This window comes from Galbibacter sp. PAP.153 (assembly GCF_037029175.1).
Taxonomy (GTDB): Bacteria; Bacteroidota; Bacteroidia; order Flavobacteriales; family Flavobacteriaceae; genus Galbibacter; species Galbibacter pacificus.
Genome location: NZ_JAZEUN010000004.1, coordinates 1 through 17,206, shown reverse-complemented (window position 1 = coordinate 17,206; position 17,206 = coordinate 1). Strand labels below are relative to the sequence as shown.

The following is a 17,206-nucleotide window of genomic DNA, read 5'->3' as shown; positions in this document are numbered from 1 at the left end:
TCATCTAAATAAAGAATAAATTTGTATACAACACGAAGAAAAATTAACCCCGAACAAATAAATGTAAACATATGCATGAAGAAGAAAAAATTTTATCTAAATTGAAGACGTTTATATTGAGCTATTGCCCCATTTCAAATGAAGCATTTCAACTAGTTGCGAGCATAGCCGAATTTCAGAAATTAGAAAGAAACGAAGTGCTGCTTTCTATGGGTCAGGTATCCAAAAAATTATACTACATTCATAATGGCGCCCTAATTGCATATTTTACCGATGACCACGGAAACACCTATAATAAAAATATCTTCATGGAAGATCATTTTGCGGGCTCTACTGTTTCAGCTCTATTAAATACCCCGTCCGAATTTACATTACAGGCCATTGAAGACACCTCCGTGTTAAGCCTTAACCACCAACAATATAAAAAGTTGATTTATTCCAACGAGGAACTAAAAAATTTTTACATTGCTTACCTGGAAAAGAATTGGGTTATTGAAAAAGAGCAAAGGGAAATTTCTATCGTTATGCAAGATGCAAGTACCCGATATGAAAAACTCTTAAATAAATATCCGGATATCGATAAACGGATTCCATTACAGCACATTGCTTCAAACCTTGGAATCACACCCACGCAATTGAGCCGGATCCGTAAAAAATTGAAAGAAAAATAGGTCCACTCAACATATGTAAAGAGTCGAACAATGTAAAGCTCATACTTTTGTTTTGTAGAAAACAGAAAAGATATGAGACCCGCACAACAAGTACTGCCAATCTCCTACCAATGCCAAGATGATAAATTAAATGGATTCATCACTTCCAATAAAGGACAAGACCTTCCCGCAATCTTAATATTGCCGGCATGGCTAGGCATTGATGACGAAGCAAAAAATGCGGCCTTAAATTTGCAGGCCGAAGGCTATATGGCTTTTATAGCCGATATTTATGGGGAAGGAAACATTCCTGAAGACAGTGAAGAAGCTTCAAAAACTTCAAAATGGTACAAACAACATTTTGAGCATTATCAAAAACGGATTTCAGTAGCGCTAACCGAATTAATCAAAGCCGGAGCCAATCCACACAAAATAGCAGTCATGGGATATTGTTTCGGAGGAACCGGAGCCCTGGAGGCTGCCCGGGGAAAACTTCCCGTTGTCGGAATTATCTGCATCCACGGTTCGCTTTACAAAGACCCAAGACGGAATAATGATGCTTTTGATGCCAAAGTTTTAATACAACACCCAGCAGATGACCATACAGTTACAAAAGAAGATTATGAGAACTCGATCCTGGAAATGAAGGAAAGCAATGCCGATTGGCAACTGATTACATATGGGAACAGCAAACATACTTTTACCAATCCAAAATCTTCCGATTACAACAAAGTCATGGCTAATCGTGCATGGGAACATGCACTTCAATTTTTGGCTGAGATATTGAAATAACTTTTATAAAGCAACTGCTATGAACCAATATTATACAACAATAATTGCCTTTTTTGGTGGAATATGCTTGGCGGTACAATCTGCATATAGCGCACAGTTAGGAACCCTAGTTAAAAAGCCCATTTTTGGCATCGATTTCAACCTATTCCAGCGGGGCAATATTTGCCATTGTTTTTGTTTTACTATTTTCTAAAGATAATATCAGCATACATACAGCAAAGCAAGTGCCGTGCTACTTATGGTTTGTCGGAGGCCTTTTTAGCGTTACCGGAATTACACTATACTATTTTGCCATACCAAAAATTGGCATCGCCAAAATGATGGCTTTAGGACTGTGCGGCCAGCTTATTTTTTCAATTATTGCCGGGCATTTTGGCTGGCTAAATTTACCAGTTGAACCCATCACTACAAAAAGATTAACGGGAATGGCAGCAATGATATTGGGAATACTATTGATAACTTCAAAATAGCATGAAAATGAAAAATTTAACTGAAAACATACACAATTTAACTTCTCTATGGCAAATAGCCGGGACTGCTTCAGGACAATATACCGAAGATAAAAGATTTAGTCACAGCCTTGTACCGGGCGCACAATGGCCAAACCGAATTTGGCTCAACAGATTGGCCGACCGTGATAGTATAGAAGAAATGTCTCAAGTAATAAAGCATTCAAACCATGTATTGAGCATTAGCTATTGGGATGATTTTAAGAGTGATGCATTTGAGCTCTTTGAAAAAAGAGGGTTTCTTGTAAAATCCGAACAGATAGGAATGTCCCTTGAATTAAAAATGAAATTTGAACATCAAAAACGGGTACAGCTAAAAAGAATCGTTACGGACAAAGAAGCTGCTATTTGGGAGAACATATATCCGCAAAGTTTTGGGTATGTTATTTCAGCAGCCACCATCCTTCATACAAAAAAGCAAATTAATTATTATTTGGTCTATCTTGACACGGAACCCATAGGTACAGCTATTACATACGAAACAGGTACTGTTATAGGAATTCATGGAATGGGTATCGTTCCCACATATAGAAAACAAGGCCTTGCTGAAGAAGTAATCTTAAAGCTCCTCAACCAAGCCATTGATGGTAAGAAAAATTTGGCAACACTGCAAGCTTCAGCCATGGGTAAGAACATCTATAAAAACGTTGGGTTTTCTCAAGATTTTGTAATGAAAAACTATGTTCTTAGAAAGTCAAATTAATATATGCCAAAACCATTTTTATGTATGTACAACCAATGCAAACCAGAGAACCGTAATAAACTAGCTATTCATTATGAATACTTTAATGTATTCGGCAATTAACTTTGGGGCTTGGTGATGAGGTCCATGTCCGCTATCTGGCAGGATGAAATGTTGAATTTTTTTTGCTTTTCTCAACAGGGGAAACCAATTTTCAACAGCAAAACTAATATCATGGTCTCCCGATATTACCAATACGGGGCATGATATTTCCGTAATCTTATCTCTATACTGGTACGGGTCTTCTCTAAATTCTTTTGAAGCTGAAAAATAACGTTGAAAAATTTCTTGGTCTGAAGGTATTTTTGCAACATCCAAACGATCATAAATACGTTTATGAGAGGCATCTGCCGCCATTTTACTATCATCCGATGCCGGTTCGAAGAAAAGAACATATTCATCTTCTATATCGTTTATGGGCTTGAGGGCAGCTTTGTAAAAAGCTTCTTCAATGGGCTCCTTATTGTGTCCAGGCGGGTTCGTCCCAATCAAGACTGCTTTTAAAATCCGGTCGGGGTTCTCAAACACAACCGTTTGCGCTATCAATAATGTACAAAATACAAAACTCCCAAATACAACTACATTCATTTTTACAAAGAGTTTCTCTCAATAAGGACTGTTGGAACAACTACTTTAATTTTCTCACCACTTTTAACAAATTCTGCTGCCCGTGTTCCCATTTTGGAAAAGTCAGTAGAAAATGTGGTTACGCCGTCAAAGATGATTTCTTTTACAATATCATCATTATGAGAAATAAACCCCACGTCTTTACCTAAAACAAAACCTTTGGCCTTGGTATCTTTTAGCATTTCCCATAATTCCAGGTTATGTATGGTAAAATATACTTTTCCTTTTTCTAAAGATCCCGGCTTATAATTATCACGAATAACAGAGTTTATATGGTGATCTTTCACAAATTGATTGAACGACTCCAATATCTCATTGGGTTCGGCAGAATTTGATTTAAAGAAAAAAACTACTTGATCAAACTTCTGGATTTTATCTTTCAGTTTACAAAATGCCTGATAAGAAGATTCTCTAAATTCCTGAACCACGTAACTATAATCTTCTTTTGTTTTCACAAACCTATCCACCAACAGAACCCGATTAACCGGGAGCTGTCTCAACAATTCAGGGGTGCTTTTATGAGGAATAGGCGCTATAACATACATTCCATATTTACCTCTGATATTATTAACAATTGTATCAAATGTTTCAAAATTATTATGATGAAAGAAAATATCTAATTGAATGGAATCGCCTAGACCATTTCTAAAGTTCTCATAAAATGTTTCTTGAAAAATATCAAAAGCGAAAATAACTAAGGCTACTTTCAGCTCCTGTTGTGTATCCTCAGTAGCCACAAAATATCCCAATCTATTTTTGGACTCGATAATCCCACTATGAACAAGTTCCTTATATGCCTTAACAATGGTTTCTCTTGCAAAACCCAATTCCTGAATCATTTTATTAACAGAGGGCAACATATCTCCCTTTGAAACATGTTTTTCATTGATTGCATTCAAAATTCCTTGAACGATCTGCTCATGTTTCGAAAGTGAATTAACAGATTCTAATTCCTTAATTTGCTGGACAATTTGATCCATTTATATTTTATTTTATGCTAAATATATTATGTTCTATTGGATTTACCCTAATTTGAAACCTCTTTTAGTCGAAGCACCACACTTGGATGCCCCGAGCTTACCTTTGGATTAACCCCTATTTTCATTAAGAAATCTCCACTATAATGCTCTTTATTTATAATTGGTTCATGACCAGGAAAAACATTAATTTCCTCAACTTCATATATGGAGGCCGGATTTAGCCCTTTTAACTTAATTGGAGAATGACTTCCTTTCTCGTAACGATAATTCACCAAATAATTAAATACAATAGCTTTCTTTTTATCCTGTCCCACATACATTAAAGAAGCCAGTTCGTTTTTCCATGGGTTTTTTAACTTGTATAAATCCCCTTGCCAAATAACATTTTCCAGCTCATTGTAATTCTTTATCGCTCTCTGGCAAAATTCAAGCTCATCTTTGGGCAATTCATCAACCACAATATCAAAGCCCATTTTCCCCATCATTGCTACATCTGTCTTAAATTTAATAGATTGATTTCCCCAATCCGTAACATGGGCAGCAATGGTTGAAGATGGATAAAAATATGAATATTCCCACTGCATAAACACTCTCTCAAGCGGATCTGTATTGTCGCTCGGCCAGAACTCTGTAAAATATTCCATTGCTCCATAATCAACTCTTCCGCCACCGCCCGAGCATAACATCATTGGAACTTTTGGGTATTTTTCTCTAATTCGTTCCAGTACATTATAAAGACCTTGAACATACTTTATATACAATTCAGATTGCTCATCATCTTTAAGATAATCAGAATGTGCATTATAAATAACCGAATTACAGTCCCATTTAATATACGCCAAATTTGGATTTTCGGTAAAGAGACCATCAACTACATTAAATATAAAGTCTTGCACATCTGGATTGGAAAGATCCAAAACCAGCTGGTTCCTAAAGTAATGTTCCTCACGCATGGGTTGTTTAATTACCCATTCGGGATGCTCATGATACAAGTCACTATCTGGATTTACCATTTCCGGCTCTATCCAAATACCAAATTTGACGTTGTTTTTCTCCGCTGTCTTTACCAATGTCCCTATTCCGTTGGGCAACTTTTTTTGATTCACCTCCCAATCACCAAGTCCAGCATTATCGGCATTTCTCGGATAATTGTTCCCAAACCACCCATCGTCTAATAAAAACAGGTCTACTCCCAACTTATCAGCATCTTCAATTAACTTTTTAAGTTTCTTTTCATTGAAATCAAAATATGTAGCTTCCCAATTATTAAGTAGGGTTAAACGGGTGCCTTTTCCGTCCAATACTTTGTAGTTTCGAGCCCAATTGTGAATGTTTCGGCTAGCATCTCCTTTTCCGGTACGTGATAATGAGAACCAAAATTTAGGCGTAGTAAAAGCTTCCCCTTTTTTTAATTCAAAATCAGAAGCATAGTTATTAATACCAGAAAGAATTCGTAAGTTATTCAATGGGTCCACCTCAAATTCATTGCGAAAGTTCCCAGACCATTCCAAACCACCCATTAGTACCGTACCTTCATTATCTGTAGCAGGTTTTCCTATAGACACCATAAAAACTGACGGTTGAAATAAATTGGCTCGTGTTCCTAACTTAGAGTCCAACACTTTGATTCCGTGAGACAATCTTGTTTCTTCTGGTCTCATCTCCTGAGCCCAATCTCCACTATAATGGGTTAACCAAAAATCATTATCCCCATAAAGGTACAAATTTACCGATGCAAATTTATGCAATCTTATTCTTCCCTTTTCATTATTATGTATTTCTGTCCATGTTTCTATAACATCTTCTTTATAATAAGCTTTGAAGAAAAGGTCTACTTCAAGATCATAGACTTTGTCTTGTAAAACAATTTTAGTTAGGTGCACATTAGGTTCAACCTCATTGGTTTCAGCGTTTATATATTCCAAGCTTAAAGAAGTATTTCCATCTGTATGCGTGATATTTATTGCTGGTTCCAAAAGATTTTTAGACCCTGCCGGGGTATATATAGAATTATAAATTTCAGAATAATCCGTTCCTTGCTTATAATGCTTTGCAATGAGCTCATATTCTGAAGAATTTTTTAATTTATCCCCAAAATACAATGTATTTAATTCATTATTTTCATTAACAGTAAATACCAATGCATTGGTTTCGGTATTAACAGAAACTAGTTTCTGACTATAAGAAAGGCATGGAATTAAAAATGTTACCATGGCCATAATGCAACATTTCTTGAGATTGGATAAAGTACTTGACATTTTTACTATGATATTAATAAATATTATTATTTAAATTTCAACTATTAATTAAACTGTTCTATTCTATTCCACAATAATACTATAAATTGATTAATTCAAAAAACTTTTATTCTTTTTTTTAAATATAAGACTTGACGGAAATACTAATTTTGATGCTTAGGACTTCCGTACTATAAAATCAGAGTGCGAAGAAGAAATCATCAAAACAAAACCTAAAATATCTGGTTTTCAAGGTGGCAATTTTAATATTAATTCCTTACTGGAAAAAAGCATGTAATTGCATATCAAAATTGGATATCCTGTATTTAAAGGGATGTATTTCGCTAAAAAAAGTTAATTTCTTCCATTTTCCCTGAAAAACTAACGATAATATCTGGAAAAGTTCGAACCACTAAAATCAATGAAGCAATGGCTATAATACTACTGATTAATAACTAACGAAGCCTTTCAAAATAAATGAAAATTTTATTTTGAATCAGGAAATTCATGCCCCATAATAACCTGTTTGACCCCTTTACGCCCCCTTTGGTCTTCGGAAAATAAAAAACACAAGTCGCTTCTTTACTAATTATTCTCTTTCTTTTCGATACACCCTTTGTCTATCACCCCTATAAATCACAAGAAACTGTCCTTTTTAAGATGTTTTCAAATTGCAGGCATTGGTATTATTAATTGAGCCAAGTTATCTTACATAGAACAAAACATTAATCTGCATGGAAGGTTTTGTTTTTTATTATCTCCGGCATACTAATATTCACACTTTGCTTCCTACTCGATTCAAATACTTATTTCTTCAATTGGAATACTTCGTTAATATAATTACTATGCAATTTTGCTTCATACAAAAAGAATAAAGTTATGGTTACAAAAAAAGTGTGGTTTATTACCGGAGCATCTAAAGGGATGGGACTCGAAATAACAAAAGCTATTTTAAATAATGGAGATAAAGTAATCGCTACTTCGAGAAATCCCAAAAATATGTTAGAAAAGCTCGGTGGGAATCTGATTGATTTGTTAGCCCTTGATTTAGATGTCACAAATGAACAGGATGTTAAGGAAGCTATAAATATTGGCTGTCATCATTTTGGACGCATAGATGTTGTTGTTAATAACGCAGGATATAACTTATTGGGAAATATCGAAGAATTAAGTGATGCGGAATTCCGTAAGACAATGGATGTAAATCTATTTGGAATGGCAAACGTCATACGCCATGTACTTCCTTATCTTCGAAGTCAGAAAAGTGGACATATTATAAATACCTCTTCTATGATGGGATATATAGGGTATGCGGGTAATGGCAGCTATAACGCTTCTAAATTTGCGGTAATAGGAATGTCCGAAGCTCTTGCACAGGAATTGGCACCTTTTGGTATCAATGTTACTATTCTGGCACCTGGTACTTTTCGTACAAGTTTTATGAGTGAGGATAGTCTATCAATTGCCAAAAATGCAATTGAGGGTTATAACTTGGAAAAACAAGTTGAAATTTTCCGAAGCTATGATGGTATGCAATTAGGAGACCCTAAAAAGTTGGCTCAAGTTTTACTGAAAATTTCCAAAATGTCATCCCCACCCGTACATCTTCCGTTAGGATCTGATAGTTTTAATGCAATAAAGGAAAGTCGTGAAAGGGAACGGGAAGAATTAGAAAAATGGAAACAGTTATCTTTACAAACTGATTTTAAATAAAATGTCTATTAAAAAGTCCGGTCCGGTAAAAATAAAATCAATACCCGAGCTCCATAGCTTATTTCATTTAAATAAGCCCGACCATCCATTGGTAAGTGTCATTGACTTTGAAAATATAAAGTTTGATGATAGGGAAATTTGGGAAAGTTTTTTTTATGACTTCTATTGCGTTGCCTGCAAGATAGGTTCTTCAGGAAAGTTTAAGTATGGACAGCGTGATTATGACTTTGATGATGGGATGATGAGTTTTACCAAGCCAGGACAGATTTTTTCAGTCACCAATATCTCAAATAATCCGGTAACCGGTTTTATGTTAGTTTTTAAAGCAGATTTCATTCGTCATTCGCCCTTAGGAAAAGTCATTAACACCTATGGTTTTTTCTCCTATGCTATTGCCGAAGCGCTCCATCTTTCGGAGAAAGAAAATGAAATAATCATGTCGCTGCTCCAACAAATCAAAAATGAGTTAAAAAACAACATTGATAATTATAGCCAAGATCTGGTAATATCTCATATAGATCTTCTTCTAAACTATTCACGAAGATTTCATAACCGGCAATTTCTTACAAGGAATGCTGAAAACAATGATCTATTAATAAAAATAGAAGAAATACTTCGTGATTATCTAAATACGAAAGCTAGTATTTCGGGGCTTCCTACAGTTAAATACCTATCAGAAGAATTAAATATGTCCCCAAGTTATCTCAGTGATATGCTACGGAACCTCCTTGGTCAAAATGCACAGACCTATATTCAAAATTTCATAATAAACGAGGCCAAGGATTTAATATCAACTACCAATTTAAGCGTTAAAGAGATAGCATATAATTTAGGTTTTCAACACCCCCAATCCTTTAGTAGTATGTTTAAAAAGAAAACCCACCAAACACCTTTACAGTATAGGGCATCGTTCAATTAAATGCTAAGAAGAAAACAATTTGAGTACTCTCCAAATGTAGTATCTATTCAACGAGTTCCCCTTTTATAAAGGCAATAATCACTGCTGGTTATCTATTTGTCATTTGGCAGATATGAGATACAACCAAGCATTTGTGAAAAGTTTTCGCCCTGGCAGGTATTGTTCTCTGTTGATATAATTACTATTGTTAAATAGTAAAGTTCAAAATCTTATTCCCTCGACTCTTTAATAAATTCGGACCAGTTATCTAAAAAAACTCATTTTCATCTTCCCGTGAAACCAAATCAAGCAATATTACTGTGACATATTGAAATTAACCGAGGAGGAATACTATGAGTTCAAAGGCCAATTACGTTTCAATTAGGTTCAAGGGAAACTGTTCTTAGGCCAAGAATAAACAGCATACTGCCCACCTTCGATTTTAAGTGGAATCATTATATATGGAATAATCCTTATGAATAATTTCAAACTGTTGGATACCCCAGATGAATTAAAGCAAATACGCCCTAAACATATAGCCGATAATGGGGACATCTACTTTGATGGGCCTATGGGCAAGGTCAACATATGGAATTACAAAACAGATATAATCCGACAGAACAAAGTTAAGGGGAAGCTGGCCGATGTAGATATCAAACATAATTTTTTGCTCATCGACGGGAAAGAATTTGGGTATTACAATGCAGCATCCAAACTGGCCGATTTACCTCGCCGATAAGGACACCACGGTAAACGTCCCCTTAAACTTGGAAGTTATCTCAGGCCTGATGACCAAAAGCAACGTATATGCCTATGGACCGGACAAATCGATCAGAAAAAAACAGGTTTGACAATAGCGGTTCGTCAGGATAGGCATATCCCGAAAAAGGTCTTGTTTAACTTGACAGGGCCCTATTTACAATGGGCGCTTAAAAAATCACATCAATGGAAACCCTCCTGTTTTTTTCCCTGTTTTCAGCAGAGGTGTTGGGCAGCAAAGGCTCCGATTCCCCTTTTGATATCAACTCCATCCGGTCCCTGGACACCCCTTGTGCCTCTAAATAAGAGGCCACCGCCTCCGCCCTTTCCATCCCGATCCTTTCATTTAAGGGTTCACTTCCCACATTGCACGTATGACCCGTGATCTGGAGCTGTGCGGTCTCCTCTTTATTCAACATACCGGCAATGGTGTTTAACCGTCCTGTCAATGGTTCGGGTATGTCCGTCCGGTCGATATTGCCGAAGACCAATGGCTCCTCTATATAAGCGATTTCCGTACCGGTAAAGACGGGACGCTTTGTTGCCTCTTCTCTAGGCCCTTCTACAACTACCGGTGCCTGCTCCTCCGCTTCGATGGGCTCTTTTGCGACTATTCGCTCTTCCCCTTGTTCTGGAACATCCTTCTTCCCGAGCTGAAAACCTAATTTCACATGGATCCCCGCGGAGAGGTAATTGCTTTTTTTCACTATCCCGTCAGTACCCATTACACCATTGGCGGCGGTTGCCTCAATGCCCTCGGCGCTATAACTCACCAAGTTTGACGATGGGCCTTCCCCTTGTAAATCCGTAAGGCCGTAATCGGCATATACTCCCGTATACAGCTTTAGGTTCTTCTTTAATTGGAAACTAAGCCCGCCTTCCATGCTCAATAACACCGATGTTCTTAGAGATACACTGGTATCATCTTCCCAGTCATTGACAGTACCGAATCCATGCACCGGCAGGTCATTTATCTCCAGGTCCAGATCGGGATAGTAACCGCTCAGGGACAATGTCTGCGCACTGGCCTTTATTTTCTGTCCGGTCGGGAACAATACCCTTCCCCCAAAACCTATATAAAATCCTGTTTTTGACGAGATATTTCCCCTGTACTGCAACAGCAACGGAACGGCAAAAGAATAAAAGTGCTGCTCTTCTTTATAACTTACGGCGCTTACCCTGTACTCAAAAGCCGACTCCTGATCGTCTATCTCATTGGAGGTGACCTGCCGACCATCGTCCAGCTCAAAGGTATTACTGTTATATTGTGCTTCTATCCCGGTCTGGATGCCCCAATGATCATTTAAAAAATAGGTGTATCCAAAACCAATACCCCCTCCAAGACCCAAAGATCCATCTCCCACGGGGCTTTCATAAGAGATCCCCGATAGTCCCCCATTTAATTTCAATGTTATTTCCTGAGCTTGTCCTAATAGTACCCCTATTAGTAACAAGCCTGTTAATAATTTTATTTTCATCGGTTGCTGATTGATTTTGCTATTTATTTTACCAAAAGGTTTACTGTTTTTCTCTCACCATTGGGCAGGCTTAGTGATACCACATATATTCCCGATTGTGATGGCGCACCAAGCCTTGTCCGGTTACCGGTCGCCGGTAGCGTTTGTAGGACTCTTCCACTAATGTCGATGATGCCAACAGTGGCCCCGTTTAATAGCGATCCTTCAAAATCGCTCTCCAGGACAAATGTTGAATTCGCCGCTACGGGATTAGGAACAAGGCTCACTTTCTTTGTAAAATCTTCTCCTGACAGTTCCAGCGAACAAGAAGTAATGACAGCGCCTCCTTCCGTGGTTGCCGTTACATAATAGTTTCCGTTCAAAGTACCGATCTCATGATAATACTGTCCGGTAGCACCCGGAACGGCCACACCGTTCTTATACCACTGGTAACCCACAAAATCTCCGCTGCTGTTATCAAATACCAGGACATCCCCCCAATGCCGGCGGATAAGACCGGCCTGGCTTATAAGCACCCGTTTTTCAACAGAAGTGGCCGGAAGATGGTTCTCATCGCCCGGTTGATGTGCCATGACCAAGGTGCTCCCCGATTGTTTTTTATTTAAAACGCCCGCCATGATCTCTGCAATGGACGGGTCCTGTACCGTATAGGAAACGGGCAGTCCGCTACTGGCCGTTGCGGTCAGGGCAATTTCAGGACTACTGCCACAACTAAAATTCAATTCTTGATTCCAAACAATCTCTTGAGTAGCTTTTGTTATTACAAATTCAGAAGTTTCAAAGGCAATGTCATAATTGTCCCCTGCGCTTAAATCCCCCAGATCGATCGGATAGCTTCCCGCTCCTTCTCCCGGGGCCCTCGACAAGGCCCCCGTTAAGACGTTTTCGGTATCGTTGTTTACAAGGCCATTAATTGTATAAGTTAGCTCAGGGTCAGGTGTACCATAAACCTTCATCTGACCGGCATTGGCCGAAACGGTCAAAGTTGCCGGCGTGATTACAAGTTCACCCGTAGTGTAACTGATCGTATAATTTACTGAAGTCTTACCACTGGCCGTGATCGCATAAGTCCCCGTATCTTCGCCTGTGGCACGGGCTACCGTCAGGCTGCCGCCAAGGTCCGCCTCATCATCATCGCTCACAAAGCCCGAGTAGCTTACTGTCAATGCAGGATCGGCTTCGCCGTAAACCTTGGACTTGCCTTCTGCTGCTACCGTCAGGGCTGCTTTATTTACGGTCAATGTTTGGCTTACCTGATCGGCAGGGTTCGTTACGCCATCACCAGATTGGGATGCGGTAATCTGGGTAGTCCCTGCCTGGAGGATGGTGACTTCATTTCCGCTTATACTTACCACGGAAGGATCATCTGCCACATACGTGACGGTCAGGCCTTCATCTGTCTGTAGTTCGCCCAAGGTGAACGGCGAGTCTCCATATATCTTGGATGCGATGGCCCCAAAAGTTATGTTTTGATCCACTTTTACAGGACCTTCCAAGCTGCTTTCCACGCTCGGTCCATCATCTTTACCGTCGCTTGGCGTCACCTCAAAGCTGATGTATTTTCCTTTATCTACTGCCTGTAAAGTATATTGCCGATTATCGGAGCTTGATATTGCTGTTTTTCCTGTTCCGGAAGCATTATCAGAACGGTACCATTGATAACGGGAGCCGATTTCCGTATCCCCATCGTTGTCGATGAAGGTATAACTGGCCATCAAGGTCTCCCCTACCGTAAGTACTCCCGATATGGAAAGATCGCTGACTGAAGGGGCTTCATTGGTGTCTTTAGGAGCTGTATCAGTCGCAGCTGCCCCAATATTACCAAAGCCGTCCGTCAAAGTCACGGAAAGGGAAACCGTCCCGTCGGCCAACCCACTAAGGTCAATCCCCGTGATTTGGTCGGTAGCAGTAACGATGCTTCCCGATCCCGTCACGCTGGTACCGCCCCCATCACTGGAGAATGTATAATTATAGGTGGCCCCCGCTTCCGCCCCTGCAAAGGTAAAGCTGGCCGCGCCCTGGTTCGATTCATCCACCGGGTCTTGGTCTATCGCCACGCTATAGCCATTTGGTGCGGTCTGGTCCAGTACAGCCGAATTGTCATTGACAGAGGCACCAATGTTCCCTCCATTATCGGTAAGGAAAACCGTAACAGTCAAGGTGCCATCCATCAAACCACTGACATCCACGGTCAACGTTTCTTCCGAGTTATTGACCGATTTGTTGCCGGTAATAATCGCAGTATTGCCATCTCCGCTGGATGAAATATTGTAATTTGCCATGGAGCCTACTTCAGCATTTGAAATGGTGAATGAAGTAGAAACGGCCTCCGAAGCATTTACCAAAGCATCGTCCCAGGAAACCGTATACCCTGAGGGAGCTCCCGCGTCTTTCGTTTCAGTATCCGTGACACTTGTCCCTTGATTGCCAGCGGCATCTACCAAATAAATGGTCAAGGTGACCGTGCCATCGGACAGTCCGGAAAGGTCAAACCCAGCACCACCATTATCAAACTGCTGGTTAGTGGATGTAGTCGTTTGAGTGCCTGACACGACACTTCCTCCTCCATCACTTTCAAAGGAATAGTCCAAGGTGGCGCCCACCTCCAGCCCCGAGCCCGAAAACTCAATGAGTGATTCATTGATACTGTTGATCAGCGATTCTCCCAATAAATCCATGGAAACCGAATATCCTGATGGCGGTGTGGTGTCCTTTGTGACAGTATCCGTAGCAGGGCTGCTTTCATTCCCAAAGCCATCTGTCAGGGTTACTGAAAGGGTGATCATGCCCTCCGAAAGTCCACTCAAATCTATTCCTGTGATTTGGTCCGTGGCCGTGGCAATTGTTCCGCTTCCACTCGATAGGGTTCCTCCTCCAGAGCTTGTAAAGGAATAACTATAGGCCGTCCCCACCTCTGCTCCTGAAAAAGTAAAACTAGCGGAAGATTGATTTGAACTATTAATAAAACCTTGGTCTATCGAGACAGTAAAAGCTGTCGGAGCGGCAGTATCTTTAGGTGCTGTGTCCGTCGCAGCTGTCCCTGTACCACCAAAGCTGTCTGTCAACGTCACGGAAAGGGTAACCGTCCCATCCCCCAATTCACTAAGATCAATCCCCGTGATTTGGTCGGTAGCCGTGGCGATGCTTCCCGATCCCGTCACGTTGGTACCGCCCCCATCACTGGAGAATGTATAATTATAGGTAGCCCCCACTTCTGCCCCAGCAAAGGTAAAGCTGGCTACTGTTTGATTGATGGCTGTGATTTCAACTTGGTCAATCGCCACACTATATCCCGTTGGAGGCGAAAGATTGGCATCTTTAATTGTAAGCGTTACCTGTTGCGTCCCATTTTCTACCGCATTGGTAGGGGCATTCATATCAATGATGACCGTTTCATCGCCTTCTTCCAACCCATCAAATAGGGAAGTCACTCGAATACTGTCCCTTACCTCACCAGGCGATATGGTAATCACACTACCAGTTATTGAATAATCTGTTCCGCCTCCTGTAGCAGTTCCGGAAAATGACAACGGAATGGAGACCGTTACCCCGGCGGGATTATCTATCTTCCCTCTCACATAAGCTTGTCCACCCGCTTCATTGGTAATGGGGTTATAAACGTCCAGTATCTCCAAGGAAGCATTGGGCGGGGTATCATCATTGACAATAGTATAAGTTACCTGTTGGGTACCCTCTTCTATACCATTCGAGACGGAGCTAATTTCCAAGATGGCGGTTTCGTTACTTTCGTACAAATTATCATTGATGTTTTGCAATGTGACCGTCCCGGTGGTACTTCCAGCTGGAATGTTGATTACTGTGCCGCTTAAGCTATAGTCCACCGAGCTTGTAGCCGTACCTCCGGTGGTGGATAGGTTTACGGTAGTATTTGCTCCGTAACTATTGGAAAGTGTCGCTGTAATGGTGGTCGCTGTTGTCTGGTTTTCGGCTTTGGAAATTGGATTTACACTGAGTGTCACCGTGGGAACTGATGATACATTCAGGCTGGCCGTGTAATTTACGGTGCTAGCATCCGTTCCATCACTTACATCAAACTGGAATGAAGTATTGGTGCTTCCATTTTGGATATATTGCAAGTTTCCTGCATCCAAATTTGCCTTGCCCACAGGATCATTGGTGCTTAATTCTTCTCCGCCATCATAGGTATCGTCATTGTCCGCATCCATGTACAAGGTACCAGCAGTTGGCAGGCTTTTGATGATGAGGTGGTCAAGCGCATCTCCATCACTATCTGAATAACCAAAATCGCCTGTACCAAATACATAGGTCAGGTTTTCGTAGGGTCCATTGGCTGCCACAAAACTAGCCGCAGTTGGGCTGGTATTTCCCGCTGTAATAGTGATTGCCATGGTTCCGGTATCGCTCAAGTTTCCTCCGCTCCCTGTATTTCCATTGTCATTGATGGAAACTGAAAGTGTTTGGTTAGCCAAATTCCCAGGCTGGTTTTGGAATTCCACATTGGATCCTGCTATGTAGGTGTTGATATTAGCAATGGTACCTGTCAGTGAGATGGAAGTGGTTCCATTGCCTGAGGCAGTCACACCTCCTCCTGATATGGCAAAAAGGCTCCCCGCACCTACGCTCATTTGTACGGTGGCATTTCCTGAGGCAGCATCGAAGTCAGAAAAGGTAATCCCCGTCAATGCAGCACTAACATCTTCATCAACAGTCACTGAAACGGGAAGTGATAAATCAGGCGGATCATTTACCGCTGTGATGTCCACATTTACCGTTCCCATTAATAGTTTACTTCCACCACCAGGGCCCGTATTGCCATTATCACTAATGTAGACTTTTACGTTGGCAGCATTATTTCCATTAAGGTTAGCATCAGGTCGAAAATAAATATTTGTAGGTATATTGATATAATTGTTCAGATTGGTCAGGTTACCAATCAAGGTCAAGTTGCTTGTCAAATGACCTGTGATCGTGATGCTCGTTCCGGTAGCTATATCGAATATACCTCCTGTGGCCTCCAGCGTCAAGGTGAGTTCTCCACTGCCTGCATCCGGATCACTTATGGTAGCCGCAGAAATATCAAACACATCGGTCGTGGCATCTTCTTCCACCGTGATGTCAGTAGGCAAGCCTGTGATGACAGGGTCTACATTGCCCGGACTTCCAATAGTGTATGATAAATCATCCAAATCTACAACTATGTTTCCTCCTGAAATTGTAAAGCTTGTGATGTCATCAAAGCCTGTCTCAGATGAGAAGTCATAGTTTTGATTATGAACGGAGATGTTATTTGAAGCGAAGCTCACATTCCCTCCAGAGCTACTAGAAAAAGTTATGTTTGCATCAGCTATTATATCAAACGATAAAGAGCTTAGGCTAAAATTCCCCCCTGAACTTAGACTTATGATAATTTCAGAGATCCCTCCTAATCCACCGCTATCAAATTGAAGAGCATAGTCGCCGGCCCCGCCCTCAGATAAGGCCTGCGTATTATTGGATGTTGCATTTTCATAGTTTGGATTAATGCCACTAATCTGATATCTAATGTCATCATTTGTAAAATCATTGCTAGAAATGAAAAATCCTGGATTATCATCATACGTTTCCGTAAAAGATTGACTAAAACCACTTGTTACAGTAGAAAAAATAAATAATAGAAATAAATACTTGATTTGAGCAGGGTAAAGTTTATCCATAGCAGGTGGTTAGTTAGTAATGAATTGATTTAGGTTATGCGGCTATAATAAGGTTCAAATTTAAACAGTAATTATTTTAATTGGAAATTTTTAACAACTAAATCAACTCATCTATAGATGAATAGACATATTTATCCGATAAAACT

12 protein-coding genes are annotated in these 17,206 nt (G+C 40.1%); 7 read left to right on the top strand and 5 right to left on the bottom strand.

Annotated elements, in window-relative coordinates; genetic code table 11:
- Window positions 1-101 precede the first annotated feature (101 nt).
- From UXI14_RS02910 to UXI14_RS02895, 4 genes are all read left to right on the top strand, one after another.
- Window positions 102-671, top strand: a complete 570-nt coding sequence (locus tag UXI14_RS02910) for a Crp/Fnr family transcriptional regulator (protein ID WP_335964744.1) — start codon at window positions 102-104, stop codon at window positions 669-671.
- A gap of 72 nt (window positions 672-743) precedes the next feature.
- Window positions 744-1,442, top strand: a complete 699-nt coding sequence (locus UXI14_RS02905; protein ID WP_335964742.1) for a dienelactone hydrolase family protein — start codon at window positions 744-746, stop codon at window positions 1,440-1,442.
- Window positions 1,443-1,567: 125 nt separating this feature from the next.
- A complete protein-coding gene (locus UXI14_RS02900; protein WP_335964741.1) occupies window positions 1,568-1,912 on the top strand; it encodes a DMT family transporter in 345 nt (114 codons plus the stop codon).
- A 7-nt stretch (window positions 1,913-1,919) separates the two neighbouring features.
- Window positions 1,920-2,654, top strand: a complete 735-nt coding sequence (locus UXI14_RS02895; protein ID WP_335964739.1) for a GNAT family N-acetyltransferase — start codon at window positions 1,920-1,922, stop codon at window positions 2,652-2,654.
- A 60-nt stretch (window positions 2,655-2,714) separates the two neighbouring features.
- Here UXI14_RS02895 and UXI14_RS02890 read toward each other — a convergent pair whose 3' ends face one another.
- Genes UXI14_RS02890 through UXI14_RS02880 form a run of 3 tightly spaced genes read right to left on the bottom strand, consistent with a single transcriptional unit; the run spans window position 2,715 to window position 6,558 of the window.
- Window positions 2,715-3,281, bottom strand: coding sequence for an alpha/beta hydrolase (locus UXI14_RS02890; RefSeq protein ID WP_335964738.1), 567 nt, complete (start codon window positions 3,279-3,281; stop codon window positions 2,715-2,717).
- A gap of 2 nt (window positions 3,282-3,283) precedes the next feature.
- Entirely contained in the window at window positions 3,284-4,300 is a 1,017-nt protein-coding gene (locus UXI14_RS02885) for a GntR family transcriptional regulator (protein WP_277898319.1), read from the bottom strand.
- 47 nt (window positions 4,301-4,347) lie between these two features.
- On the bottom strand, window positions 4,348-6,558 hold the full coding sequence (locus UXI14_RS02880; protein ID WP_335964737.1) for an alpha-galactosidase: 2,211 nt from the start codon (window positions 6,556-6,558) through the stop codon (window positions 4,348-4,350).
- 858 nt (window positions 6,559-7,416) lie between these two features.
- On the opposite strand from UXI14_RS02880, the gene UXI14_RS02875 reads away from it, so the two are divergent.
- The 3 genes from UXI14_RS02875 to UXI14_RS02865 all read left to right on the top strand — a co-directional run bounded on the left by UXI14_RS02875 (window position 7,417) and on the right by UXI14_RS02865 (window position 9,887).
- Window positions 7,417-8,250 carry an SDR family oxidoreductase gene (locus UXI14_RS02875; protein ID WP_335964736.1) on the top strand — a complete coding sequence of 278 codons (834 nt, stop codon included), beginning with the start codon at window positions 7,417-7,419 and terminating at the stop codon, window positions 8,248-8,250.
- Window position 8,251: 1 nt separating this feature from the next.
- The gene (locus UXI14_RS02870) at window positions 8,252-9,169 is read left to right on the top strand and encodes a helix-turn-helix transcriptional regulator (RefSeq protein WP_335964735.1); all 918 of its coding nucleotides are present in this window, start codon (window positions 8,252-8,254) and stop codon (window positions 9,167-9,169) included.
- A gap of 454 nt (window positions 9,170-9,623) precedes the next feature.
- Entirely contained in the window at window positions 9,624-9,887 is a 264-nt protein-coding gene (locus tag UXI14_RS02865) for a hypothetical protein (RefSeq protein ID WP_335964733.1), read from the top strand.
- Between the two features lie 190 nt (window positions 9,888-10,077).
- On the opposite strand, the gene UXI14_RS02860 is transcribed toward UXI14_RS02865, so the two are convergent.
- Together UXI14_RS02860 and UXI14_RS02855 are read right to left on the bottom strand one after the other, a co-directional pair.
- Window positions 10,078-11,385, bottom strand: coding sequence for an OmpA family protein (locus UXI14_RS02860; protein WP_335964731.1), 1,308 nt, complete (start codon window positions 11,383-11,385; stop codon window positions 10,078-10,080).
- A 23-nt stretch (window positions 11,386-11,408) separates the two neighbouring features.
- Window positions 11,409-17,060 (bottom strand): MBG domain-containing protein, encoded by a 5,652-nt coding sequence (locus tag UXI14_RS02855; protein ID WP_335964730.1) that lies wholly within the window; start codon window positions 17,058-17,060, stop codon window positions 11,409-11,411.
- Window positions 17,061-17,206 lie beyond the last annotated feature (146 nt).

Coding starts and splice junctions, on each gene's coding strand:
- UXI14_RS02865 (WP_335964733.1), top strand. CDS start 9,624: ATGAATAATTTCAAACTGTTGGATACCCCAGATGAATTAAAGCAAATA.
- UXI14_RS02895 (WP_335964739.1), top strand. CDS start 1,920: ATGAAAAATTTAACTGAAAACATACACAATTTAACTTCTCTATGGCAA.
- UXI14_RS02885 (WP_277898319.1), bottom strand. CDS start 4,300: ATGGATCAAATTGTCCAGCAAATTAAGGAATTAGAATCTGTTAATTCA.
- UXI14_RS02905 (WP_335964742.1), top strand. CDS start 744: ATGAGACCCGCACAACAAGTACTGCCAATCTCCTACCAATGCCAAGAT.
- UXI14_RS02880 (WP_335964737.1), bottom strand. CDS start 6,558: ATGTCAAGTACTTTATCCAATCTCAAGAAATGTTGCATTATGGCCATG.
- UXI14_RS02890 (WP_335964738.1), bottom strand. CDS start 3,281: ATGAATGTAGTTGTATTTGGGAGTTTTGTATTTTGTACATTATTGATA.
- UXI14_RS02860 (WP_335964731.1), bottom strand. CDS start 11,385: ATGAAAATAAAATTATTAACAGGCTTGTTACTAATAGGGGTACTATTA.
- UXI14_RS02870 (WP_335964735.1), top strand. CDS start 8,252: ATGTCTATTAAAAAGTCCGGTCCGGTAAAAATAAAATCAATACCCGAG.
- UXI14_RS02875 (WP_335964736.1), top strand. CDS start 7,417: ATGGTTACAAAAAAAGTGTGGTTTATTACCGGAGCATCTAAAGGGATG.
- UXI14_RS02855 (WP_335964730.1), bottom strand. CDS start 17,060: ATGGATAAACTTTACCCTGCTCAAATCAAGTATTTATTTCTATTATTT.